This window comes from Herbiconiux liukaitaii, assembly GCF_041927495.1.
Taxonomy (GTDB): domain Bacteria; phylum Actinomycetota; class Actinomycetes; order Actinomycetales; family Microbacteriaceae; genus Herbiconiux; species Herbiconiux liukaitaii.
Map to the genome: position 1 here is coordinate 47971 of NZ_JBHFHG010000005.1, position 23909 is coordinate 71879.

A 23909-nucleotide genomic window follows, 5' to 3' on the forward strand; every position below is an offset into this window, starting at 1 on the left:
GTCGCCAGTGCCTAACCGTTACCATTGACGAGTAAATGGGCGTAGAGGAGAACGATGGACCAGGCGGATCCGTTCGGCTTTGTGGGATTGACGTACGACGACGTGATGCTCCTGCCGGGGCACACCGACGTCATCCCGAGTGAGGCCGACACCACGTCTCGCCTGACCAAGCGCATCGAGGTGGCCACTCCTCTTCTCTCTGCGGCGATGGACACGGTCACCGAGTCCCGCATGGCGGTGGCCATGGCCCGCCAGGGCGGCCTCGGCGTGCTGCACCGCAACCTCTCCATCTCGGACCAGGCCGAGCAGGTCGACCGGGTCAAGCGCAGCGAGTCCGGCATGGTGACCGACCCCGTGACCACCACGCCCGACGCCACGGTGGCCGAGGTCGACGCGCTGTGCGGCGTGTACCGCGTGAGCGGGCTGCCCGTGGTCGACGGCAGCGGTGTGCTCGTGGGCATCATCACCAACCGCGACATGCGGTTCGTCTCCCAGTTCGAGAAGTCGACGACGCTCGTGCGCGACGTCATGACGAAGATGCCGCTCATCACCGCGCAGGTCGGGGTCGATCCCGACGACGCCGTCGCCATCTTCGCGCAGCACAAGATCGAGAAGCTCCCGATCGTGGATGCGCAGGGCCGTCTCAACGGCCTCATCACCGTCAAGGACTTCGACAAGAGCGAGAAGTACCCGAACGCCACGAAGGATGCGGCCGGCCGGCTGCGCGTCGGTGCCGCCATCGGCTTCTTCGGCGACGCGTGGCAGCGCGCCACCAATCTGCTCGACGCAGGCGTCGACGTGATCGTGGTCGACACCGCGAACGGCGACAGCGCGGGCGTGCTCGAGATCATCCGCCGGCTGAAGGGCGACCCGGCCTTCGCCGAGGTCGACGTGATCGGCGGCAACGTGGCCACCCGCTCCGGCGCGCAGGCCCTCGTGGATGCGGGTGCCGACGCCATCAAGGTGGGTGTCGGTCCCGGCTCCATCTGCACCACGCGCGTGGTGGCGGGTGTGGGCGTGCCCCAGGTGACCGCCGTGTACGAGGCGTCGCTCGCGGCGCGCGAATCCGGTGTGCCCGTGATCGCCGACGGCGGTCTGCAGTACTCGGGCGACATCGCCAAGGCGCTCGTGGCCGGTGCCGACACCGTGATGCTCGGCTCGCTGCTCGCGGGCTGCGACGAGAGCCCGGGCGACCTGGTCTTCATCAACGGCAAGCAGTTCAAGAACTACCGGGGCATGGGATCGCTCGGCGCCCTGCAGACGCGCGGCGAGAAGACCTCCTACTCCAAGGACCGCTACTTCCAGTCCGACGTGCCCTCCGACGACAAGCTCATCGCCGAGGGCATCGAGGGCCAGGTGCCCTACCGCGGCCCGCTCGGCAACGTGGCGTACCAGCTGGCCGGCGGCCTGCGTCAGTCCATGTTCTACGTGGGTGCCCGCACCATCCCCGAGCTCAAGCAGAAGGGCCGTTTCGTGCGCATCACGGCGGCCGGTCTCAAGGAGTCGCACCCGCACGACGTGCAGATGGTCGTGGAAGCGCCCAACTACCGCCGCTGACCCTGCGCCGCTTCGGCGGCACCCTTGGGTAGGGTTGGGGGGTGAGTATGGAGTTCGAGATCGGCCGCGCCAAGCGCGCCCGCCGTGTGTACGCGTTCGACGACATCGCGGTCGTGCCGTCACGGCGCACCCGCGACCCCCAAGACGTCTCGGTGAGCTGGGCGATCGATGCCTACCAGTTCGACATCCCGGTGCTCGCCGCGCCGATGGACTCCGTGGTCTCGCCGCGGACGGCCATCATGATCGGTCAGCTGGGCGGCGTGGGTGTGCTCGACCTCGAGGGCGTCTGGACCAGGTACGACGACCCAGAGCCGCTGCTCGAGGAGATCCGCAACCTGCCGGAGGGCCGCTCGACCGAGCGCATGCAGCAGATCTACTCGGAGCCGATCAAGCCCGAGCTCATCACCGAGCGCCTGGCCGAGATCCGTGCCGCCGGCGTCACCGTGGCCGCAGCGCTCTCGCCGCAGCGCACCCAGGAGCTCTACGAGACCGTCGTGGCGGCGGGTGTCGACTTGTTCGTCATCCGCGGCACCACGGTGTCGGCCGAGCACGTCTCGAAGACCGTCGAGCCGCTCAACCTCAAGAAGTTCATCTACGAGCTCGACGTGCCCGTGATCGTGGGAGGCGCTGCCACCTACACCGCGGCGCTGCACCTCATGCGCACCGGTGCAGCGGGCGTGCTCGTGGGCTTCGGTGGGGGAGCGGCGTCGACGACCCGCGCGACCCTCGGCATCCACGCCCCCATGGCCACCGCGGTGGCCGATGTGGCCGGCGCCCGCCGCGACTACATGGACGAGTCGGGCGGCCGCTACGTGCACGTGATCGCGGATGGCGGCCTCGGCACCTCGGGCGACATCGTGAAGGCCATCTCGGTCGGCGCCGACGCCGTGATGCTCGGCACCGCCCTCGCCCGTGCGAGCGACGCGCCGGGCGGCGGCTGGCACTGGGGCCCCGAGGCCCACCACAACCAGCTGCCCCGCGGCAACCGCGTGCACGTGGGTTCCGTGGCCCCGCTCGAGCAGGTGCTCTACGGCCCCTCGCCCGTGGCCGACGGCACCGCCAACCTCATCGGCGCCCTGCGTCGGTCGATGGCGACCACGGGCTACTCGGATCTGAAGGAGTTCCAGAGGATCGAAGTGGTTGTCGCTCCCTACCGGGTTGACTAGCGTGGGAAGCGGATGCGGCCAGCCCGCCGCTCTGCAGCGAAGGAGAGCACCATGCCCGAGAAGTCTTCCGTCTCGCACTCCACCAAGATCGGTCCCGAGGAGCGCTCAGCCGCCATCGAGACCCTGAAGGACAAAGAGCTCGACATCCTCGTGGTGGGCGGTGGCATCGTGGGGACGGGCGCTGCGCTCGATGCGGTGACCCGCGGGCTCCGCACCGGCATGGTCGAGGCCCGCGACTGGGCCTCCGGCACGTCGAGCCGCTCCTCCAAGCTCGTGCACGGCGGCATCCGCTACCTCGAGCAGCTCGACTTCCGCCTCGTGCGCGAGGCGCTCACCGAGCGGGGGCTGCTGCTGCAGCGCATCGCCCCGCACCTCGTGAAGCCCGTGCGCTTCCTCTACCCGCTCAACAAGCGCGTGATCGAGCGGGCCTACATCGGCGCCGGCATGCTGCTCTACGACATCTTCAGCTACTCGGGCGGTCGCCCTCCCGGTGTGCCGCACCACCGCCACCTCTCCAAGCGCCAGGTGCAGGCCCTCATGCCGAGCCTCGCGAAGGATGCGCTCATCGGCGGCATCACCTACTACGACGCGCAGGTCGACGACGCGCGCTACGTCTCGAGCCTCGCGCGCACCGCCGCGTCGTACGGCGCCCACGTGGCGAGCCGCGTGAAGGTCGAGGGGTTCATCAAGGTGGGCGAGCGCGTGGTGGGAGTGCACGCGCACGACCTGGAGTCGGGCGAGAAGTTCGAGATCCGCGCGAAGCAGGTGGTGAACGCCACGGGTGTCTGGACCGACGAGACCCAGGCCATGGTGGGCGAGCGCGGCCAGTTCAAGGTGCGGGCGTCGAAGGGAATCCACCTCGTGGTGCCCCGCGACCGCTTCCAGGGCAAGTCGGGGCTGCTGCTGCGCACCGAGAAGAGCGTGCTCTTCGTGATCCCGTGGGGCCGGCACTGGCTCATCGGCACCACCGACACCGACTGGAACCTCGACAAGGCGCACCCGGCCGCCACGGCCGCCGACATCGACTACGTGCTCGAGCACGTCAACAAGGTGCTCGCCGTGCCGCTCACGCGAGAAGACGTCGAGGGTGTCTACGCGGGCCTCCGTCCGCTGCTCGCGGGTGAGTCCGACCAGACCTCCAAGCTCTCGCGCGAGCACCTCGTGGCGCACTCCGTGCCCGGTCTCGTGGTGATCGCGGGCGGCAAGTGGACGACCTACCGGATCATGGCGAAGGACGCCATCGACGCCGCGGTCTCGGCCCTCGACGGCCGCGTCTCGCCCTCGGTGACGCAGGACATCGCCCTGCTCGGCGCGGAGGGCTACCAGGCCGCCTGGAACAAGCGCCACAAGATCGCCCGCAAGTTCGGCGTGCACTCGGTGCGCATCGAGCACCTGCTCAACCGCTACGGAACGCTCACCGACGAGCTGCTCGACCTGATCCTCGACGATCCGTCGCTCGCCGATCCGCTGCCAGGTGCCGACGACTACATCGGCGCCGAGGTGGTCTACGCCGCTTCGCACGAGAGTGCGCTGCACCTCGATGACGTGCTCGCCCGCCGCACCCGCATCTCGATCGAGGCGTGGGACCGCGGGGTCTCGGCGGCTCCCGTGGCGGCGAAGCTCATGGGTGGCGTGCTCGGGTGGGACGACGAGCAGATCGAGCGCGAGGTGGCCTTCTACCTCGAGCGCGTGGCGGCCGAGCGCGCGAGCCAGGAGCAGCCCGACGACGAGTCGGCCGAGCGCATCCGCCTCGAGGCACCGGACATCGTCCCCGCCGACTGACGGCGGTCGGCCCGGGTGCGCTCACTGCGAACGCGACCCGGGCCCTCCCGGGGCTTGGCTAAACTGGAGTCACCGCCGATCTCACCGTGATGTCCTGGCGGCGTTTCGTGCGAGGAGACAGCCATGGTCGATGTTCGGCGAGTCAAGCTTCCCGGGGTGGGGGTGCTTCACACCTTCATCACCTCCGACGGCGGCAAGGTGGGTGTGATCGCGCACCGCTCGGGCCACAGCGACCTCATCACGTTCGCCGACGACGAAGACGGCCCCGACTCCACCAAGGTCTCGCTCCGGCTCTCCGAAGACGAGGCGCACACCCTCGCCGAGCTGCTGGGCGGCACCCAGATCACCGAGTCGCTCTCGGCTCTCGACCAGGTGCCCGGACTCAGCATCGACTGGTTCACGGTCGACTACGAGGACCACATCGCCGGCCAGCCGCTCGGCAACACCGCCGAGCGCGGCATCGCAGGCCTCACCGTGGTGGCCGTGGTGCGCGGAGAGTCGGCCAACCCCGCCCCCGCCCCCGACTTCAAGGTCTTCCCCGGTGACATCCTCGTGGTGGCGGGGTCGCCGGAGAAGGTCGCGAAGGCGTTCAACTTCTTCCGCACGGGCGAGCTCAAGAAGATCTCGGACTCCCCGCCCGGAATCGGCTAGGCCCGCCGGATGCACCTCGGCCCCGACCTCCTCGTCCTGGGCGTGCTGTTCGTCATCGCCTACGTGCTGGGACGCCTCGGCAAGAGCATCGGCCTCCCCGCCATCCCGATCTACATGGTGGTCGGGCTGCTCGCGAGCCCCTACTTCGGCTGGTTCCCGATCTCGTTCGAGCACGGTGAGTACATCGAGCTGATCGCGGTGGTGGGACTCATCCTGCTGCTGTTCAACCTCGGTCTCGAGTTCGACCAGGACGAGTTCTACTCCAATGCGGGCAAGCTGCTCATCTCGGGCGGCTCGTACATCCTCATCAACATGCTCGTGGGCTTCGCCTTCGGGTTCCTCGTGGGCTGGGGCACGCGCGAGGCCCTCATCATCGCCGGCATCACGGCGACCTCGTCGAGCGCCATCGTGACCAAGCTCCTGATCGAGCTCAACCGTCTCGCCAACAAGGAGACGCCCATGATCCTGGGCGTGACCGTGGTGGAGGACGTCTTCATCGCGGTGTACCTCGCGATCGTCTCGGTGGTGCTCTCGGGCGAGACCGAGATCTGGCCGGTGATCGGCAAGCTCGGGGTCTCGTTCCTCTTCCTCGTGGTGATGTTCTCGATCGCGCGCTGGGGCGGCAAGTTCGTGTCGCGGCTGTTCCGCACGAAGGACGACGAGCTGTTCACGATCCTCTTCTTCGGGCTCGCGCTGGCCTTCGGCGGGCTCGGCGAGATCCTCGGGGTGACGGATGCGATCGGCGCGTTCCTCATCGGTCTCGTGCTGGGCGCCACGCGCTACCGCAACCGGATCGAGCAGGTCGCCATCCCGCTCCGCGACGTGTTCGGCGCGTTCTTCTTCCTCAACTTCGGGCTCGGGCTCGATCCCTCGAAGTTCCCCGCCGTGATCGTGCCCGTGCTGTGCGCCGTGGCGATGACAATGGTGCTCAACATCATCGCCGGCCAGTTCGTGGCGTGGCTCAACGGGCTGGGGCCGCAAGCGGGCATCAACACCACCGCCATCCTGCAGAACCGGGGGGAGTTCGCGCTCATCCTCGCGACCCTCGCCCTCGCCGCGGGGCTCGACGAGCGCATCCAGCCCTTCGCCGGTCTCTACGTGCTCATCATGGCCATCCTCGGGCCCATCCTCGCCGTCAACTCCGAGCGGATCGGCGCCGTCGTGCTCGGCACCACCCGCAAGAAGCGGGCCGCGGCGGCCTTCGCGTCGAGACGCGAGCAGGAGGCGGCCGAGGCCATCGCCCTCATGGAGGCCGCCGACGCCGTGCCCGGGCGGGATCCGGCACCCGCGAAGACACCGACCGGGGCCGTCTCGGTGGTCTCGAGCGGCGACCGGGAGACGGACAGGTTGATCGAGCAGGCTATGCAGCAGTCGGATGAAGACGGTCCGCGAGCGAGGGATGACGAGTATTGAGCACCGCTGAGACCACCCGCACGGGATCGACCGTGTTCGAGGTGATGCGCCGACCCCGCTGGATCGCGATGCTCGTGCTCGCGCTCGCCGTGGCGGCCGGCTTCGCCCTGTTGGGCCAGTGGCAGCTCGAGCGCGCGGTCTCGAGCGGTGAGGTGGTCGGCACGCAGAGCGAGACCGTGCGCCCGCTCACCGAGGTGGGGGTTCCCCAGGCTCCCGTCTTCGAATCGCAGGCGGCCCAGCGGGCCGAGGCGACGGGTGGCTTCGTGACGACCGGCTACGACATCATCGGCGACCGCCTGAACGGGGACGAGGGCGGCTACTGGGTGATCGGGCAGTTCGAGGTCGACGACCCCGCAGACACCTACCTCGCGGTGGCGCTCGGCTGGTCGGCCGACGCCGACGAGGCCAGGGAGGTGGCCGAGGGGCTTTCGAGCGGCGGCCTCGACGTGCTCACGACGATCTCGGGCCGCTACCTGCCCACCGAGGCGCCGCAGGCCTCCGACCTCTATGAGCCCGCCGAGGGAGTGACCTCGCTCGACGGTTCGCCGCTCGAGACCACCATGTCGGTCGCCTCGCTCGTGAACCGCTGGACGGAGTTCGACGAGGGCGCCGAGGTCTACGGGGGCTACCTCGTGCTCGACGACCCGCCCGAGGGGCTCACCGCCATCATCTCGCCCGAGCCCGACCGCTCGGTGCAGCTCAACTGGCTCAACATCTTCTACGCCGCCGAGTGGGTCGTGTTCGCGGGCTTCGCCGTGTACCTCTGGTACCGGTTGGTGCGCGACGCGTGGGAGCGCGAGAACGAGGATGACGACGAGCTCGGCGACGTGGGCGAGGGCGGCGCCCTCGAGCTGCGCCGGTAGACTCGATCCATGGCCCTCGCACCCAAACAGAAGGACTTCCCGCGCATCCGCGGGGCGCTGAAGTTCTACCAGGTCGCCTCCGTCATCACGGGCGTCATGCTGCTGCTCCTGTGCGCCGAGATGCTGCTGAAGTACACGCCCCTCGGCCTCGAGGTGGAGTTCGGCGGGCCGCGCGGCCTGCTCGCGCTCGTGCCGGCCGGCACGGTGGTGGCGGTCAACCTCAGCACCGGCATCCTGATCGCCCACGGCTGGTTCTACGTGGTCTACCTCTTCTCCGACTTCCGCCTCTGGAGCCTCATGAGGTGGCCGTTCTGGGCCTTCCTCGTGATCGCGCTCGGCGGTGTCATCCCCTTCCTCTCCTTCTTCCTCGAGGCCTCGGTGGCACGACGCGTCAAGACCTATCTGGCCGCGCGCGAAGCCGAGGCCCGACCCGATTCCGACAGGCCGGGCACCGCTCGACCCGACTCCGTGGAGGCAACCCATTAGCGAGGACACCACCCCCGACCACGGTGAGCTCACCCGGCCCGTGCTCGTCGTCGACTTCGGGGCGCAGTACGCCCAGTTGATCGCGAGGCGCGTGCGCGAGGCGAGTGTCTACTCCGAGATCGTGCCGCACTCCATCTCGGCGGCCGAGGTGGCGGCGAAGAACCCCGTGGGCATCGTGCTGAGCGGTGGGCCCTCGAGCGTGTACGAGCCGGGGGCGCCGTCGCTCGACCCCGCCATCCTCGAGCTCGGTGTTCCGGTGATGGGCATCTGCTACGGCTTCCAGGTGATGGCCAAGGCGCTCGGCGGCGAGGTCGCCAAGACCGGTGCGCGCGAGTACGGCTCGACCGACGTGGCGCTCGACGCTCCCGGGAGCTCGCTCCTGGGGGAGCAGCCGTCGGCTCAGACGGTTTGGATGAGCCACGGCGACTCCGTGGTGCAGGCGCCAGAGGGCTTCGAGGTGCTGGCCAGCACCTCCTCGACCCCGGTGGCCGCCTTCGCCCACACCGGGCGTGGCCTCTACGGCGTGCAGTGGCACCCCGAGGTCAAGCACTCGCCCTACGGGCAGGCCGTGATCGAGAACTTCCTGCACCGCGCCGCCGGCATCCCGGCCGACTGGAACCCGGGCAACGTCATCGCCGATCAGGTCGCCGCCATCCGCGCCCAGGTGGGCACGGGCAAGGTCATCTGCGGGCTCTCTGGCGGGGTCGACTCGGCCGTGGCCGCCGCTCTCGTGCACGAGGCCGTCGGCGATCAGCTGGTCTGCATCTTCGTCGACCACGGGCTGCTCCGCGAGGGCGAGCGCCGGCAGGTCGAGGAGGACTACGTGGCCTCCACGGGTGTGCGTCTCGTCACGATCGACGCGCGGGAGCAGTTCCTCGGCGCACTCGCCGGAGTGAGCGACCCCGAGCAGAAGCGCAAGATCATCGGCCGGGAGTTCATCCGCTCGTTCGAGCAGGCGCAGGCCGACCTCCTCGCGGAGGCCGCGGCTGACGGCGATCCCATCCGCTACCTCGTGCAGGGCACGCTCTACCCCGACGTGGTGGAGTCGGGCGGCGGCAGCGGCACCGCCAACATCAAGAGCCACCACAACGTGGGCGGTCTGCCCGAGGACCTGCAGTTCGAACTCGTGGAGCCGCTGCGTGCGCTCTTCAAGGACGAGGTGCGGGCGATCGGTCGCGAGCTCGGGCTGCCCGAGGTCATCGTGGGGCGCCAGCCGTTCCCCGGCCCCGGTCTCGGCATCCGGATCGTGGGCGAGGTCACGTTCGAGCGCCTCGAACTGCTGAGGCACGCCGATGCGATCGTGCGCGCCGAGCTCACCGCGGCCGGTCTCGACGCCGAGATCTGGCAGTGCCCCGTCGTGCTCCTGGCCGATGTGCGCTCCGTGGGCGTGCAGGGCGACGGTCGCACGTACGGGCACCCGATCGTGCTGCGGCCCGTCTCGAGCGAGGACGCGATGACCGCGGACTGGACGAGGCTCCCCTACGACGTGCTCGCGCGCATCTCGAACCGCATCACCAACGAGGTGGCCGGGGTCAACCGGGTCGTGCTCGACGTCACGTCGAAGCCGCCGGGAACCATCGAGTGGGAGTGATGGCGGGTCGCCCGCTGAGGCATCGACCCGTTGCTCCTGAGGTGTCGGCCCTTCACTCCTGAGGTGCTGAGGGTTCTCGTGTCGGTGCGCGCCAGGGGCGCTGCGTGCTGAGCCGGCTGAAGAGCCACTCCAGGGGACCTTGCTCGAAGCGGAGGCTCCAGAGGGTCGCGACGGCCAGCGCGGGAACAGCGAGAGCGAAGAACAGCGGAGTGGTCTGCCAGTCGAGGCCCACCTCGGCACCCGGCACGGTGCGCACGATGATGGCGATCACCACGATCTGCGCCGTGTAGAGGGTGAGCGGCATCGAGCCCGCCGCGGCGACGGGATGCGCGATGACGCGTGCCCATCTCGCTCGGGTCGACTCTCCCGGCGCGGTGACGAGCAGCACGAGGCCCACCACGGCGACCGCGAGCCCGCCTGTCGCCACCACCTCGGCCGTGGTGTTCGTGTGCGCGATCACGGGATCGTCGCGCAGCACCCCGCCCAGGTAGCCGATGGCGGCGAGCACGGCCCCGGTGACGAGCATGCCGACCTGGGTGCGTCGGCGGCGCAGGTCGCAGCGGGCGATGAGGATGCCCGTGGCGATGTAGGCGAGCCAGACGGGCGCGGGGTAGACGCCGTAGAGCCACGCCTCGGGGAAGTACGCCCACGGGCTGCCGATCAGCTGGGCGGCCGGACCTCCGGTGGATTCCGCGGCGGTGGCCGCGTCGGACAGCCAGGTGACGAGTGGTGGGCCGGCGACGGCGCTCAGCGCGGCCACCACCCCGAGCAGCCAGCGCGGCGCGAAGAGCAGTGGGATGGCCACGGCGAAGAGGAACCCGTAGGTGTCGAGGATGATGGCGATCGGCGTCTCGAGCAGGGTGAGGGCGATGCCGAGGATGACGAGGAGGAGGGCGCGGAGGGCGACGATGCGAGCCATGCGGGCCCGTGTGCCGGGGTGGGGGCGCCGGGTGCCGCCGGCGAGCAGGCCGAGCGAGATGCCGGCCACGAGGGCGAAGAGCACCGAGGAACGGCCGTCCCACAGCGCCTCCTCCTCGCCCTCGGGAACGGTGTGGGCGGCGAGCATGCCGAGCAGGGCGAGACCGCGAGCGGTGTCGAGGCCGAGGATGCGGCGGCGCGCGGGGGCCGTCACGCGCCTCCGGTGCCGCGGGAACGGCGAACGGGGCCGCCCTGAAGGACGACCCCGTTCGTGATGTCGATGGCTTCCGCCTGTGCGCCGGCTCTCGCCCGCCCTAGTTGCGGAAGATGGCGATGATCCGGAGCAGCTCGAGGTAGAGCCAGATGAGCGTGAGCACGAGGCCGAACGCTCCCGACCACTCGTACTTGCGGGGAGCGCCGCTCTTCACGCCGCGCTGGATCGAGTCGAAGTCGAGCACGAGGGAGTAGGCCGCGAGCAGCACCGCGAAGAGGCCGATCACGATGCCCACGGGGAAGCCGAAGATCGTGGCGCCGCGCAGACCGAACGGGTCGTCGACCACGCCGGTGATCATGAGCACGACGTTGAGCAGCGAGAACAGCCCGTAGCCTATGATCGCGATGAGGAAGACCTTGGTGGCCCGCTTGGAGGCGCGGATCTTGCCGCTCGCGAAGAGGGCGAGGGTGACGCCGAACACCGCGAGGGTGGCGAGCACCGCCTGCACGATGATGCCGGACCACTGCGACTCGAAGATGCTCGAGATGCCGCCGATGAAGAGACCCTGGAACGCCGCGTACAGCATGATGAGCGGCACCGACGGCTCGCGCTTGAAGGCGTTGACGAGACCGAGGATGAGGCCGATGATGGCGCCGCCGACGGTGAGGCCGAGGCCCAGCACGGTGGGCACCGGCTGGTTGACCAGGAAGCTCACGGTGGCCGTGACGAGGAGCACCACGAACATGCCGGCGGTCTTGACGATCACGCCGTCGTAGCTCATGCGGTCGGTCTGCGACGGGGTGGCTGACGGCTTCTCGTACATCGTCTGCAGACCCTCGGCCGAGATGTTCTGCACCTGCTTGCCGTTGAACACGGGGTTGCGGGAGAAGGCGGGATTGCTGGAGGACGCGGGGCCTGCCATGTCAGTCTCAATCTGTCGTGGGAACGTGAACGTGGTGCTCCCAGGGTAGTGCACGGTTCGCTTGAATTCGCTGGAAGTCCGCCGCCATACGGCGGTTCTGCACGCCCTCGGCGAACAGGCCGGGGCAGGGGCGCGTAGCGTGTGGATCGTGCAGCAGCGGACACGGATCATCGGACATCGCGGGGCGAGCGGTTACCGCCCCGAGCACACGGCCTCGGCCTACGAGCTCGCCTTCGCGCTCGGCGCGGATGCCGTGGAGCCCGACGTGGTGCTCTCTCGAGACGGTGTGCCCGTGGTGAGGCACGAGAACGAGATCTCGGGCACCACCGACGTGGCGTCGCACCCCGAGTTCGCCGGTCGGCGCACGACGCGCGAGGTCGACGGCGCTCTGCACACCGGGTGGTTCACCGAGGACTTCACGTGGGCGGAGCTGCAGACCCTCCGCGCCGTGGAGCGACTGCCGGGCACGAGGCCCTCGAGCGCGAGCTTCGACGGCCGGTTCGGGCTGCTGCGGCTCGCCGATGTGCTGCGCATCGCGGAGAAGGCCGGGGGCGGTGCGGTGGTCGAGCTCAAGCACGCCACCCACTTCGCCGCCGCCGATCTGCCGCTCGCCGACGCTGTGGCCCGCGAGATCGCGGAGGCCGGGTGGGGCTCGGCCGGGCGGGATGCGCTCGTGGTGGAGTCGTTCGAGCAGACTGTGCTCGGCGAGCTGAGGGCGACGGGCCTCGAGGCCCGCTGGATCTATCTGCTCGAGGACTCCGGTGCGCCGTTCGATCTCCTGGCCAGGGACGGCAGGGAGGCCCTCCGGTACGCCGACCAGTTGACCGACGAGGGTCTGCGGGTGCTCGCGGAATCGGTCGACGGAATCAGTCTCGACAAGGCGACCATCCTGCCGCGGGATGCCCTGGGTGCCGCCCACGACGCCTCCGACGTGGTCGACCGGGCCCACGCCGCGGGTCTCGAGGTGTTCACCTGGACGCTCCGGGCGGAGAACCGCTTCCTGCCCCGCAACTATCGCATCGGGCGCGACAAGGCGGCCTTCGGAAGGTGGGAGGACGAGTTCCGGGCCATCCTCGCCACGGGCGTCGACGGCGTCTTCGCCGACCAGCCCGATCTCGCCGTCGCCGCTCGCAGCAGCGTCGGAGGTGCGGCCTACACTTGACGCAGCATGAGCGAAACCACCGCATCGAACCCGCGCATCACCCCCATCGTGGTCGGAGACTCCCGATCCGAGGAGGAGGACGAGCTGCTCGAAGGGCTCAATCCCGAGCAGCGTGAGGCGGTCGTGCACCGGGGCCCCGCACTGCTCATCGTGGCGGGGGCCGGCAGTGGCAAGACCAGGGTGCTAACGCACCGGATCGCGAGCCTCATCCGCAACGGCGAGGCGTGGCCGAGCCAGATCCTCGCCATCACCTTCACCAACAAGGCCGCCGCGGAGATGCGCGAGCGGGTGGGGCACCTGCTGGGGCAGGTGGCTGAGGGCATGTGGATCTCGACGTTCCACTCGGCGTGCGTGCGCATCCTCCGCCGGGAGGCCGAGAACTTCGGCTTCACGAAGAGCTTCACCATCTACGACTCGGCCGACAGCAGGGCGCTCGTGAAGCGGATCATCAAAGATCTGCAGGCCGACACCTACGGCTTCACCGTCTCGCAGGTCACGGGCAAGATCTCGAAGCTCAAGAACGAGCTGAGCGATGCCGACAGCTACGCTCGCCAGGCGAACTTCTCCGATCCGCAGGAGGCGATGTTCGTGGAGGTCTTCCGGGCCTACACGAGGGCGCTCCGCGACGCGAACGCCTTCGACTTCGATGACCTGATCAGCCAGACCGTCTTCCTGTTCCGTGCCTTCCCGCAGGTGGCCGAGAAGTACCAGCGCCGCTTCCGGCACATCCTGGTCGACGAGTACCAGGACACCAACCACGCGCAGTACTCCCTCATCCGCGAGCTCACCCGGCCGCCGCAGTCCAACGAGCTCGCGGGCCTGCCGGCGTTCGGCGGCGGTGGGGCCTCGCTCACGGTGGTGGGTGACTCCGACCAGTCGATCTACGCGTTCCGCGGGGCCGACATCCGGAACATCGTGGAGTTCGAGCGCGACTTCCCCGGTGCGCGGGTGGTGCTGCTCGAGCAGAACTACCGCTCGACCCAGAACATCCTCTCGGCGGCCAACGCCGTCATCTCGAACAACTTCGACCGCAAAGACAAGAAGCTGTGGACGGCCGTGGGCGACGGCGAGAAGATCGTGGGGTTCACCGGGTACTCCGGGCACGACGAGGCGCAGTTCGTGGCCGACGAGATCGCCAAGCTCCGCGAGGGCGGCATGGCGTACAACCAGATCGCCGTCTTCTACCGCACCAACTCGCAGACGCGAGCGCTGGAGGAGATCTTCATCCGCTCCGCGCTGCCCTATCGGGTGCTGGGAGGCACCAAGTTCTACGAGCGCGCCGAGATCAAGGACGCGATGGCGTACCTCACGAGCGTCGCCAATCCGTTCGACGCGCTCGCCCTGCGGCGCATCCTGAACACGCCGAAGCGCGGCATCGGGCCGGCCACCGAGACGCAGCTGGCCGCGTTCGCCGAGCGCGAGGGCATCGGCTACCGCGACGCCATGCGGCGTGCGGGCGAGCTGGGCATGGGGCCGAAGGTCACGGGCGCCATCCTGCAGCTCGCCGGGCTGCTCGACGAGGCGACGGCGCTCAACGACCCCGAGCGCCCCGGCGGCGAGGCCCCCGTGAGCGAGGTGCTCTCTCTGCTCATGGAGAAGAGCAACTACGTGACGCTGCTGCGCGCGAGTCGCGATCCGCAGGACGAGGCGCGGGCCGAGAACGTGGAGGAGCTCCTCGCGGTGACGAAGGAGTTCAATCGCAACAACCCCGACGGCACGCTCATCGACTTCCTCACCGAGGTGTCGCTCGTGGCGGCGGTCGACGACCTCGACGACTCGAGCGGCACGGTCTCGCTCATGACGCTGCACACCGCGAAGGGGCTCGAGTACGACGCCGTCTTCCTCACGGGTGTGGAGGAGGATCTGCTGCCGCACCGCATGTCGGCGAGCGAGCCGGGCGGCCCTGCCGAGGAGCGGAGGCTCTTCTACGTGGGCATCACGCGCGCCAAGCAGCGGCTCTTCATCTCGCTCGCCATGACCCGGGCGCAGTTCGGCGAGACCGCGGTGGCGATGCCGAGCCGCTACCTGCAGGAGATCCCGGCCGAGCTCATGGACTGGGTGCAGTCGCCCGGCATGGCCACGTCGCGCGGGGGCACGGAGCCGCGCGCGCTGAACGCCTCGCGCGGCGGCCGGTCGTACGGAGGATCGGGTGGCGGGGGCGGCGGATCGCGGTGGAACAGCGACTCGTCGTTCGGGCTGCCGCCCGCCGCTCCCCGGGTGAAGACCGAGTGGGCCAACCGGGTGACCGGCCAGGTGCGCGACAACGGCGACCTCGAACTCGCTCCCGGTGACCGCATCCGGCACACCGACTTCGGTGAGGGCCGCGTGAACCAGGTCACGGGCGAGGGGTCGAAGCGCGTGGCGCACGTGAACTTCGAAGCGGCCGGCCCCAAGAAGCTCCTCATCAAGATCGCCCCCATCGAGAAGCTCTGACCTGAGGCCCGAGAGGGTCCGAACGCCGAGGCGCCGGGCACGGTGGTGGCTGCTCGGTCATGAGCGGTGCCTGAGGGCGAAGCCGAGGCCGGCGAGGGCTGCCAGCACGGCGGCGACCGCTAGCGCGGTGGAGAGGGCCGGGGGCATCGAGCCCGTGCGCGGGAGCTGGGCCTGCGGGGTGGCCGGGGTGCTGGGCGGCGCGGTGGCGGGTGGTTCGGTGATGGGCGGCGCGGGCGGTGGAACGACAGCGGGTGGTGTGGCGGGCGGCGTGGGTGGGCCGGCCGGCGGCGCGGTGGGCGGCGGGGTTGGCGCGGGCGCCACGAACTCGAGGGATTCCGCGTCGTGCACCCGGGTGTCGGAGAACGGCGGCACCAGCGCCGACGTCAGGGCAGAGGCCGCCGCCGAAGGGCTTGCGGGGGAGCGGGACGTGCCGGGGGAGGAGAAGACGAAGTAGTAGAAGCCCGGTTCGAAGACTCCTATGCAGGGGGACTCGTGCTCGCCGTCGCGGTCGATCGCCGTGACCACCTCGCCTGCCACCGGGAACTCCTCCCACCCCGGCGGCGTCGCGCCGCTCGGCGGACGGTGCTCGAGTGGTCCGAGCAGCGTGGAGGTGACCGCGAGGGGCGCTGTGCCCTCGGGGAGGCCGGTGACTGTGAGGGTGTCGCTGACGCAAGCGGGGGCTGTGAGGCGGTGGTGGGAGGCGGTTGTGGTGATGCGGGGGGACGCGGGGACCACTGTCGTCTCCGATGTCACGCCGAAGGGGGAGTTCCAGGGGCGCAAGCGATCGCCTCCTTGCCAGCCGGGAGTGCGTGCGGGATCTATCGAGTCGGTCCAGACGTAGAAACCCGGAGCGTCGATGGTGCAGGCGGGGGTACGGTACGTGCCTGGGCCTCCTTCGACCAGCAGCTCGACCGTGCACACCTGCGGTGCGCCCGACGGCGCCCGGTCGGTCAGGGCGGGTGGGGCGCCGAACGGCCCCCACAGCACACTCTCGATGACGACCGGGATGGGTTCGAGCGAGCCGTCGCGAGCTCGGTAGCGGCCCCACTCCGCTCCCGTGGCCGACTCCGGATGCGCCGAGAGGGTGACGATGTCGCTCAGCTCGGTGCCGGGGGCGGCGATGGCCTCGCTCGTGGTGGTGACGACCCTGGGCGCGAACGGCAGCTCGTTCGGCGCGGTCGCCGAGGCCGACGCGCGGGCCTCCGCCGGGTAGGGGTTCGACACCAGGAGGCTCTGCGTGTCTCCTGCGCTGCGCCCCAGCCGGTAGTCGGCGCCGAAGGGCAGGTTGCGATAGACGACATCGACCGCCACCTTCTCGGTGGCGCCCGCCTGATCGGGCTTGATGGGCAGGGAGACCCCGTTGGGTACCGACGCCGTGCGCGACCCGTCGGCGAACACGGCCCCGCGCAGCGTGACGGTGGCCGAGAACGAGCGCGGAGCGGGCGAGCGCGCGCCGCCCAGGTAGTCGACCACGAGATCCGACGTGACGCGGCCGCCGTGGCCCTCGAGGTCGAGCTGCACCGTGGCGGTCACGCCCCGCGAGGCCCCCGCCGTGCCGTCGGCGATGCGCAGCATGTGGTTCGCCGCGGTCAGCACGAGATCCGCGTCGGCGTTCGCGCGCCGGGCGAAGTACGCCTGGTCGTGGCCGGCGAGCCCCGTGACCGTCCAGGTCGCGAGCTGCGCGGCCGCCGCGGTGAGCGGATCGGCCGGATCGCCCCATTCCCGCGAGATGAACGCGAGCCTGGCCGAGTCGTCGAGCCCGAACCAGGCGGCCTCGCGGCCAGGCAGGTAGTCGACGGCCGACCCCAGGGGAGGCGGCTTCTCGACGTCGATGCAGTAGCCGTGCAGCCCGTCGTCGAGCACGTAGTTGCCGAGCCACGACGTGCGGTCGACCGCCCACAGCACACCCTGCCCGTGCGCCAGCGCCGTAGCGGCGACGGCCGGTGGCGCACCGACGAGGAGTGCGAGGGGAAGGACCAGCAGGGCGAGCGCGGACGTGCAGAGAAGTCGGAGGCATCGAGTCATGCGCACAGCCTCCCGGCACGCACTCCGGCGCGGGCCGCGCGCACCCCATCTGTGGAGAGCGCGTACGCAGACGCCCGCGGGGGAGGAGCAGTCGCGGCTGGGAGCGACGGCATGGGGGCCGGGGCGCACAGGGGTAGAGTTCTAGATGGTGTCCGGAGCGATGGAGGGGACATCCCATTCGTCGCGCCGTCTGTCATGTCCCGTTTTTCCCTCCGGGACGACGAGTTGAAAGCGGATTGGAAGACCAGCGTGGATCTATTCGAGTACCAAGCCCGAGACCTCTTCGAGAGCTATGGAGTACCGGTTCTGCCGGGCATCATCGCCGATACCCCTGAGGACGTGAGGGCGGCGGCCGAGAAGCTCGGCGGCGTCACCGTGGTGAAGGCCCAGGTGAAGGTCGGCGGCCGCGGCAAGGCCGGCGGCGTGAAGGTCGCCAAGGATGCCGATGCGGCGGAGGAAGCGGCCAAGTCGATCCTCGGCCTCGACATCAAGGGCCACATCGTCAAGCGCGTGATGGTGGCGGGCGGCGCCCGCATCGCCGAGGAGTTCTACTTCTCCGTGCTGCTCGACCGTGCCAACCGCTCCTACCTCTCGCTCACGAGCTACGAGGGCGGCATGGAGATCGAGCAGCTCGCCGTGGAGCGCCCCGAGGCGCTCGCGCGCATCGAGGTCGACCCGATCAAGGGCATCGACCTCGAGACCGCCAAGCAGATCGCCATCGACGCGAAGTTCCCGGCCGAGCTCGTCGACAAGGTCGCCCCCGTCTTCGTGAAGCTGTGGGAGGTCTACAAGGGCGAGGACGCCACTCTCGTGGAGGTCAACCCGCTCGTGCTCACCGAGGAGGGCGACATCATCGCCCTCGACGGCAAGGTCTCGCTCGACGAGAACGCCGGATTCCGCCACCCGGGCCACGAGGCCCTCGAAGACGCCGAGGCCGCCGATCCGCTCGAGGCCAAGGCCAAGCAGAACGACCTCAACTACGTGAAGCTCGACGGCGAGGTGGGCGTGATCGGAAACGGTGCCGGCCTCGTGATGTCGACCCTCGACGTGGTGAGCTACGCGGGTGAGAAGCACGGCGGCGTGAAGCCCGCCAACTTCCTCGACATCGGCGGCGGAGCCTCCGCTCAGGTGATGGCCAACGGTCTCGACGTCATCCTCGGCGACCCGCAGGTCAAGAGCGTGTTCGTGAACGTCTTCGGCGGCATCACCGCGTGCGACGCCGTGGCGAACGGCATCGTGGGCGCCCTCGAGGTGCTCGGCGACACCGCCACCAAGCCCCTCGTGGTGCGCCTCGACGGCAACAAGGTCGAGGAGGGCCGCCGCATCCTCGAGGAGGCAGCGCACCCCCTCGTGACCCTGGCCCTCACGATGGACGACGGCGCCGACAAGGCCGCCGAGCTCGCCGCCGCGGCGAAGTAAGCAAAGGACGAGAGAGCATGTCGATTTTTCTGAACAAGGATTCCAAGGTCATCGTCCAGGGCATCACGGGCGGCGAGGGCACCAAGCACACGGCCCTCATGCTGAAGGCCGGCACCCAGGTGCTCGGCGGCGTGAACGCCCGCAAGGCCGGCACCACCGTGAGCCACACCGACAAGGACGGCAACGCCGTGGAGCTGCCCGTCTTCGCCTCGGTGAAGGAGGCCATGGAGGCCACCGGCGCCGACGTGTCGATCGCCTTCGTGCCGCCCGCCTTCTCGAAGGATGCGATCCTCGAGGCCATCGACGCCGAGATCCCGCTGCTCGTGGTGATCACCGAGGGCATCCCCGTGCAGGACTCTGCCGAGGCCTGGGCCTACGCCAAGTCGAAGGGCAACACGACCCGCATCATCGGGCCGAACTGCCCCGGCATCATCAGCCCCGGTGAGTCGCTCGTGGGCATCACGCCCGCGAACATCACCGGCAAGGGCCCCATCGGCCTCGTCTCGAAGTCGGGCACCCTGACCTACCAGATGATGTACGAGCTGCGCGACCTGGGCTTCTCGACCGCCATCGGCATCGGCGGCGACCCGATCGTGGGCACCACCCACATCGACGCCCTCGCCGCGTTCGAGGCCGACCCCGAGACCAAGGCCATCGTGATGATCGGCGAGATCGGTGGAGACGCCGAGGAGCGTGCCGCCGACTTCATCAAGGCCAACGTCACCAAGCCCGTCGTGGGCTACGTGGCAGGGTTCACCGCTCCCGAGGGCAAGACGATGGGCCACGCCGGCGCCATCGTCTCCGGCTCGGCAGGAACCGCCCAGGCGAAGAAGGAGGCCCTCGAGGCCGCCGGAGTGCGCGTGGGCAAGACGCCCAGCGAGACCGCAGCCCTCCTGCGCGAGGTGTTCGCCGCCCTCTAGGCGGCGAACCATAGGCACATCGCGGCGCTGTGATTCTGCCGAGGGGATCGTGCTTCGCGCGATCCCCTCGGTCCGCGCCGCCGCTTCTGCGGCGCGGGCGATATGTTCGCGTGCGGTCGCTTCGCGGCCGCGCACTCACCTTGGGTCGGCGAGTACGGCCTGTTGCGTGGTTCGAGCGGCGGGGCCCTGAGTGCGCGAGTTCTGGCATGATCGAGGCGTGACGAAGGTGAGCGGGGCGGCCGGCGGGGGGTTGTGGCGGCGGCTGCGGCACGAGTTCGTGACTCCCGAGTCGATCTACGGCACGATCATCGTGGCCGCCCTCATCGTGCTCATCGAAGACGGCGACACCGACTTCGACATGATCGCCTCCGTCTCCATCACGGTCTTCGTGTTCTGGATCGCGCACGTGTTCGCCGCCACCGTGGCCACCCACGGCAAGCGCAACGGCGTGGAGATCCCGCTCGGCGAGGCCCTCGCCCGTGCCGTGCGCCATGCCGCCGGTCTGCCCGTCTCGGCCATCCTGCCCATCGGCATGCTCGCCCTCGGAGCGAGCGGTCTGATCGACGACGATCTCGCCTACGTGCTCGCGCTCCTCACCTCGGTGCTCATCCTCACAGGCCTCGGCGTGCTGGCCTTCGCCGAGCGCGGGGCGAAGTGGTACTCGTGCGTCGTGGGAGGCCTCGCCACGGGTCTCCTGGGCCTCGCCGTGATCATGCTGAAGGTCGTTCTGCACTGACGTCGTGCCGCCACGGGATCGGCCGGACGGCGGGGTAGGCTCGCCACGCATGAATCGCCCAGTCACCGCCCTTCTCGCCGCTCTCGACGCGCTCATCGTCGTCGCCATCGGCCTGGGGATCCCGCTCATCCCGCTCACCCTGCTGTGGGCGATCCAGTTCGAGCTCGCCGTCGACTGGCTCGACTTCTGGCGCGCCTCCGGCGACCTCTGGCTGCTCGGCAACGGCGTGGACCTCTCGCTCGTGCTCGACCCCGCTCTCGCCCAGCAGCTCGGGGTGGCGGGCGCCGACGTGCCCTTCGTGGTGGGCATCGCGCCCCTCGGGCTCGCGCTCGTGACGGTGCTGCTGGGCGTGCGCTCCGGTCGGAGGCTCGGTGCGACCGAGTTCCCCGTCACCGGTGCCGTGGCCGGCACCCTCGTGTTCGCGGGGCTCGGCGTGCTCGTGGCCCTCGGCTCGACGGCGGAGGGTGCCGCGCCGTCGCTGCCGCAGAGCGCCGTGCTCCCCGGGTTCGTCTACGCCCTCGGGCTCGCCGTGGGCTACGCCTCGAACGCCCGCCGCACGGCGCCCCTCGAGTTCGGCTCGAGCTCGGCGATCCGTCGGCAGGCGCGTGCCGCCCTCGAACGGTTCGACGATCGGGATCGCGGACTCATCGGAGTCGCCCTGCGCGCCGGCACGGTGGCCGCCACCGCCGTGGTGGGCTTCTCGGCGGTCGCCATGGCGATCATCCTCGTGACCAACTTCTCGCCCATCGTCTCGCTCTACGAGAGCCTGCAGGCGGGAGTGCTCGGCGGCATCACCCTCACCGTGGCCCAGCTCGCCCTGCTGCCGAACCTGATCGTGTGGACGGCGAGCTGGTTCGTGGGCCCCGGCTTCGCACTCGGCACGGGCACCGCCGTCTCGCCCCTCGGCACCCAGCTCGGCCTCGTGCCGTCGCTCCCCGTGCTCGGAGCGCTGCCGCAGGACACGCCGGCCCTCGGCTTCGTGGGGCTGCTCGTGCCCGTGGCGGCGGGCTTCCTGGCCGCGGCGGTGCTGCGCCCCGCGCTCACCCAGCGGGTGCAGGGCCGGGCGGGATCCGTGTGGCGCACCGTGGTGACGGCCGTCCTCGCCGGCGCTGTCGGGGCGACCATCATCGCGCTGCTCGCCCTCTGGTCTCAGGGCGCCGCCGGGCCGGGCCGGTTGGCCGATGTGGGGCCGGATGCCGGCTGGGTGTGGCTGTGCGCGTTCGGCGAGTTCACCGTGGCGATGCTCCTGGGCTTCGTGGCGGGGGCCGTGCGACGGGATGGACGGGACCGCGCCCACAACGAGCGGGCGCACAACGATCGCGCCCAGAACGAGCGCACACAGGGCGACCGCGTGCAGGGCACGGGCTCGGGCGGCGCTGCCGATACACTGTGACGGTGCTCACGCTCCTCGTCCTGATCTCCGGGGGAGGCTCCAACCTCCGGGCGCTCCTCGAGGCCGCGAGCGACGACGCCTATCCTGCCCGTGTCATCGCGGTGGGCTCCGACACCGAGGCCGAGGGCCTCGCGCACGCCGAGCTGTTCGAGGTGCCGACCTTCACCGTGCTCGCCTCCTCGTTCGAGAACCGAGCGGCGTGGGGGGCCGAGCTCCTGGCCCAGATCGAGCACTGGTCGCCCGACCTCGTGGTGTGCGCGGGCTTCATGCGCATCCTGCCGCCCGCCGTGGTCACCGCGCTCGCCCCGCGCATCATCAACACCCACCCCGCCCTCCTCCCCGCCTTCCCCGGCGCGCACGCCGTGCGCGACGCCCTGGCCGCGGGAGTCGAGACCACCGGGGTCACCGTCCACGTGATCGACGAAGGCGTCGACACCGGCCCTGTCATCGTGCAGCGCGAGGTGGCCGTCCTGCCGGGCGACACCGAGCACGCACTGCACGAGCGCATCAAGGTGGTGGAGCGCGAGCTGCTGGTGCAGGCCGTGCGCGACATCGCCGACGGAGTAGTCGACCTCAAGGAGACAGCAGCACGATGAGTGGCCCCCAGCACGACCCGAGCCTCTACACCCACCGCGATGTCGTGCCCGCCACGCGGGCGCTCATCTCGGTCAGCGACAAGACCGGGCTCGTGGAGCTCGTGCAGGCGCTCGCCGCCGCCGGGGTCGAGATCGTCTCCACCGGCTCCACCGCCAAGACCATCGCCGACGCGGGTGTGGCCGTCACCGAGGTCTCGAGCGTGACCGGGTTCCCCGAGTCGCTCGACGGCCGCGTGAAGACCCTGCACCCCGGAGTGCACGCCGGCATCCTCGCCGACCTGCGTCTCGAGTCGCACAAGCACCAGCTCGAGGAGCTCGGCATCCGCGCCTTCGACCTCGTGGTGGTGAACCTCTACCCATTCCGCGAGACCGTCGCATCGGGGGCGGCCCCGGATGCCGTGATCGAGCAGATCGACATCGGCGGGCCCGCTCTCGTGCGCGCCTCGGCCAAGAACTTCGCCAACGTGGCCATCGTGGTCTCGCCCGAGCGCTACTCCGACGTCACGGCCGCGATCATCGCCGGGGGCACCTCGCTGGGGCTCCGCCGCGAGCTCGCCGCCCAGGCGTTCGCGCACACCGCCTCCTACGACACCGCGGTGGCGGGCTGGTTCGCCGAGCAGCTCGGGGCCGACGCAGAGCGGGCCGGCGACGCAGCGCAGGCCGGCGATGCAGCGCAGGCCGGCGACGCCTCCGGGTTCCCCGCCGAGCTCTCCGTCTCCGCCTCGCGTGCCGCGACCCTCCGCTATGGCGAGAACTCGCACCAGCAGGCGGCTCTCTACACGCTCGCCGACGGCCACGGCATCGCCCAGGCGGTGCAGCTGCACGGCAAGGAGATGTCTTACAACAACTACGTGGATGCGGATGCCGCCGTGCGGGCCGCCTTCGATTTCGACGAGCCCGCCGTCGCGATCATCAAGCACGCCAACCCGTGCGGCATCGCCGTGGGAACGGCCACGGCCCCCGACCGCATCGCCGACGCGCACGCCAAGGCGCACGCCTGCGACCCCGTCTCGGCGTTCGGCGGCGTCATCGCCGCGAACCGCACGGTCACCCTCGCCATGGCGGAGTCGGTGAAGGACGTGTTCACCGAGGTGCTCGTGGCCCCCGGCTTCGACGCCGACGCCTTCCAGGTGCTGAGCGGCAAGAAGAACCTGCGGCTGCTCACCCTGCCAGAGGGCTTCAGCCGCGAGGCGGTGGAGCTGCGGCAGCTGAGCGGCGGCTTCCTCGCGCAGACTCCCGACGGCTTCGAGGGTCTCGACCGCTCGAGCTGGACGCTCGCGGCCGGGGAGCCCGCCGACGCCGCTACCCTCGACGACCTCGAGTTCGCCTGGAAGGCGTGCCGTTCGGTCAAGTCGAACGCCATCCTGCTCGCGCACGGCGGCGCCTCGGTGGGAGTGGGCATGGGCCAGGTGAACCGCGTGGATTCGTGTCAGCTCGCCGTGAGCCGGGCGGGTGACCGGGCCGCGGGGTCCGTGGCCGCCTCCGATGCCTTCTTCCCCTTCGCCGACGGGCTCGAGGTGCTCCTCGCCGCAGGCGTCAAGGCCGTCGTGCAGCCCGGCGGGTCGGTGCGCGACTCCGAGGTCGTGGAGGCGGCGCAGAAGGCCGGCGTCACCATGTACTTCACCGGTGAGCGGCACTTCTTCCACTGAAGACCCACTGACC

At 70.1% G+C, this 23909-nt stretch carries 19 protein-coding genes; 16 read left to right on the top strand and 3 right to left on the bottom strand.

Annotation, left to right across the window (positions count from 1 at the left end; genetic code table 11):
* Positions 1-54: 54 nt before the first annotated feature.
* The 8 genes from guaB to guaA all read left to right on the top strand — a co-directional run bounded on the left by guaB (position 55) and on the right by guaA (position 9509).
* The gene (gene guaB / locus ACEXQC_RS11875; protein WP_374822229.1) at positions 55-1557 is read left to right on the top strand and encodes an IMP dehydrogenase; all 1503 of its coding nucleotides are present in this window, start codon (positions 55-57) and stop codon (positions 1555-1557) included.
* A 47-nt stretch (positions 1558-1604) separates the two neighbouring features.
* Complete coding sequence (locus ACEXQC_RS11880; protein WP_374822540.1) at positions 1605-2723, top strand: GuaB3 family IMP dehydrogenase-related protein; 1119 nt, start codon at positions 1605-1607, stop codon at positions 2721-2723.
* Between the two features lie 51 nt (positions 2724-2774).
* Complete coding sequence (locus ACEXQC_RS11885; protein ID WP_374822232.1) at positions 2775-4505, top strand: glycerol-3-phosphate dehydrogenase/oxidase; 1731 nt, start codon at positions 2775-2777, stop codon at positions 4503-4505.
* 123 nt (positions 4506-4628) lie between these two features.
* Positions 4629-5156, top strand: a complete 528-nt coding sequence (locus ACEXQC_RS11890) for a cation:proton antiporter regulatory subunit (protein WP_374822235.1) — start codon at positions 4629-4631, stop codon at positions 5154-5156.
* 9 nt (positions 5157-5165) lie between these two features.
* Positions 5166-6569 carry a cation:proton antiporter gene (locus ACEXQC_RS11895; protein WP_374822238.1) on the top strand — a complete coding sequence of 468 codons (1404 nt, stop codon included), beginning with the start codon at positions 5166-5168 and terminating at the stop codon, positions 6567-6569.
* The gene (locus ACEXQC_RS11900; RefSeq protein WP_374822241.1) at positions 6566-7432 is read left to right on the top strand and encodes an SURF1 family protein; all 867 of its coding nucleotides are present in this window, start codon (positions 6566-6568) and stop codon (positions 7430-7432) included. Before ACEXQC_RS11895 ends, ACEXQC_RS11900 begins: the two co-directional genes overlap by 4 nt.
* 9 nt (positions 7433-7441) lie before the next feature.
* On the top strand, positions 7442-7918 hold the full coding sequence (locus tag ACEXQC_RS11905) for a DUF3817 domain-containing protein (protein ID WP_374822245.1): 477 nt from the start codon (positions 7442-7444) through the stop codon (positions 7916-7918).
* Positions 7914-9509: a glutamine-hydrolyzing GMP synthase gene (guaA, locus tag ACEXQC_RS11910; RefSeq protein ID WP_445451971.1), complete on the top strand. Its 1596-nt coding sequence runs from the start codon at positions 7914-7916 to the stop codon at positions 9507-9509. Before ACEXQC_RS11905 ends, guaA begins: the two co-directional genes overlap by 5 nt.
* A 52-nt stretch (positions 9510-9561) precedes the next feature.
* Here the strand turns inward: guaA and ACEXQC_RS11915 are convergent, their stop codons facing one another.
* Entirely contained in the window at positions 9562-10641 is a 1080-nt protein-coding gene (locus ACEXQC_RS11915; RefSeq protein WP_374822251.1) for a DUF418 domain-containing protein, read from the bottom strand.
* A 100-nt stretch (positions 10642-10741) separates the two neighbouring features.
* Entirely contained in the window at positions 10742-11563 is an 822-nt protein-coding gene (locus ACEXQC_RS11920) for a Bax inhibitor-1/YccA family protein (RefSeq protein ID WP_374822254.1), read from the bottom strand.
* Between the two features lie 148 nt (positions 11564-11711).
* Between ACEXQC_RS11920 and ACEXQC_RS11925 the strand changes: the two genes are divergently transcribed.
* Positions 11712-12725, top strand: coding sequence for a glycerophosphodiester phosphodiesterase family protein (locus ACEXQC_RS11925; RefSeq protein ID WP_445451970.1), 1014 nt, complete (start codon positions 11712-11714; stop codon positions 12723-12725).
* Positions 12726-12731: 6 nt separating this feature from the next.
* Complete coding sequence (locus tag ACEXQC_RS11930; RefSeq protein WP_374822257.1) at positions 12732-15158, top strand: ATP-dependent helicase; 2427 nt, start codon at positions 12732-12734, stop codon at positions 15156-15158.
* A 57-nt stretch (positions 15159-15215) separates the two neighbouring features.
* Here the strand turns inward: ACEXQC_RS11930 and ACEXQC_RS11935 are convergent, their stop codons facing one another.
* Entirely contained in the window at positions 15216-17183 is a 1968-nt protein-coding gene (locus ACEXQC_RS11935; protein WP_374822260.1) for a hypothetical protein, read from the bottom strand.
* A gap of 249 nt (positions 17184-17432) precedes the next feature.
* Here ACEXQC_RS11935 and sucC point away from each other — a divergent pair, with 249 nt between their 5' ends.
* The 6 genes from sucC to purH all read left to right on the top strand — a co-directional run bounded on the left by sucC (position 17433) and on the right by purH (position 23896).
* A complete protein-coding gene (sucC, locus tag ACEXQC_RS11940; RefSeq protein ID WP_374822264.1) occupies positions 17433-18602 on the top strand; it encodes an ADP-forming succinate--CoA ligase subunit beta in 1170 nt (389 codons plus the stop codon).
* Positions 18603-18619: 17 nt separating this feature from the next.
* Entirely contained in the window at positions 18620-19522 is a 903-nt protein-coding gene (sucD, locus tag ACEXQC_RS11945) for a succinate--CoA ligase subunit alpha (protein WP_374822267.1), read from the top strand.
* Positions 19523-19739: 217 nt separating this feature from the next.
* Positions 19740-20258, top strand: a complete 519-nt coding sequence (locus ACEXQC_RS11950; RefSeq protein ID WP_374822270.1) for a hypothetical protein — start codon at positions 19740-19742, stop codon at positions 20256-20258.
* 49 nt (positions 20259-20307) lie between these two features.
* Positions 20308-21651: a cell division protein PerM gene (locus ACEXQC_RS11955; protein ID WP_374822273.1), complete on the top strand. Its 1344-nt coding sequence runs from the start codon at positions 20308-20310 to the stop codon at positions 21649-21651.
* 2 nt (positions 21652-21653) lie between these two features.
* The gene (purN, locus tag ACEXQC_RS11960) at positions 21654-22247 is read left to right on the top strand and encodes a phosphoribosylglycinamide formyltransferase (protein WP_374822276.1); all 594 of its coding nucleotides are present in this window, start codon (positions 21654-21656) and stop codon (positions 22245-22247) included.
* A complete protein-coding gene (gene purH / locus ACEXQC_RS11965; RefSeq protein ID WP_374822278.1) occupies positions 22244-23896 on the top strand; it encodes a bifunctional phosphoribosylaminoimidazolecarboxamide formyltransferase/IMP cyclohydrolase in 1653 nt (550 codons plus the stop codon). The genes purN and purH overlap by 4 nt, the downstream gene beginning before the upstream one ends.
* The last annotated feature ends 13 nt before the right edge of the window (positions 23897-23909 follow it).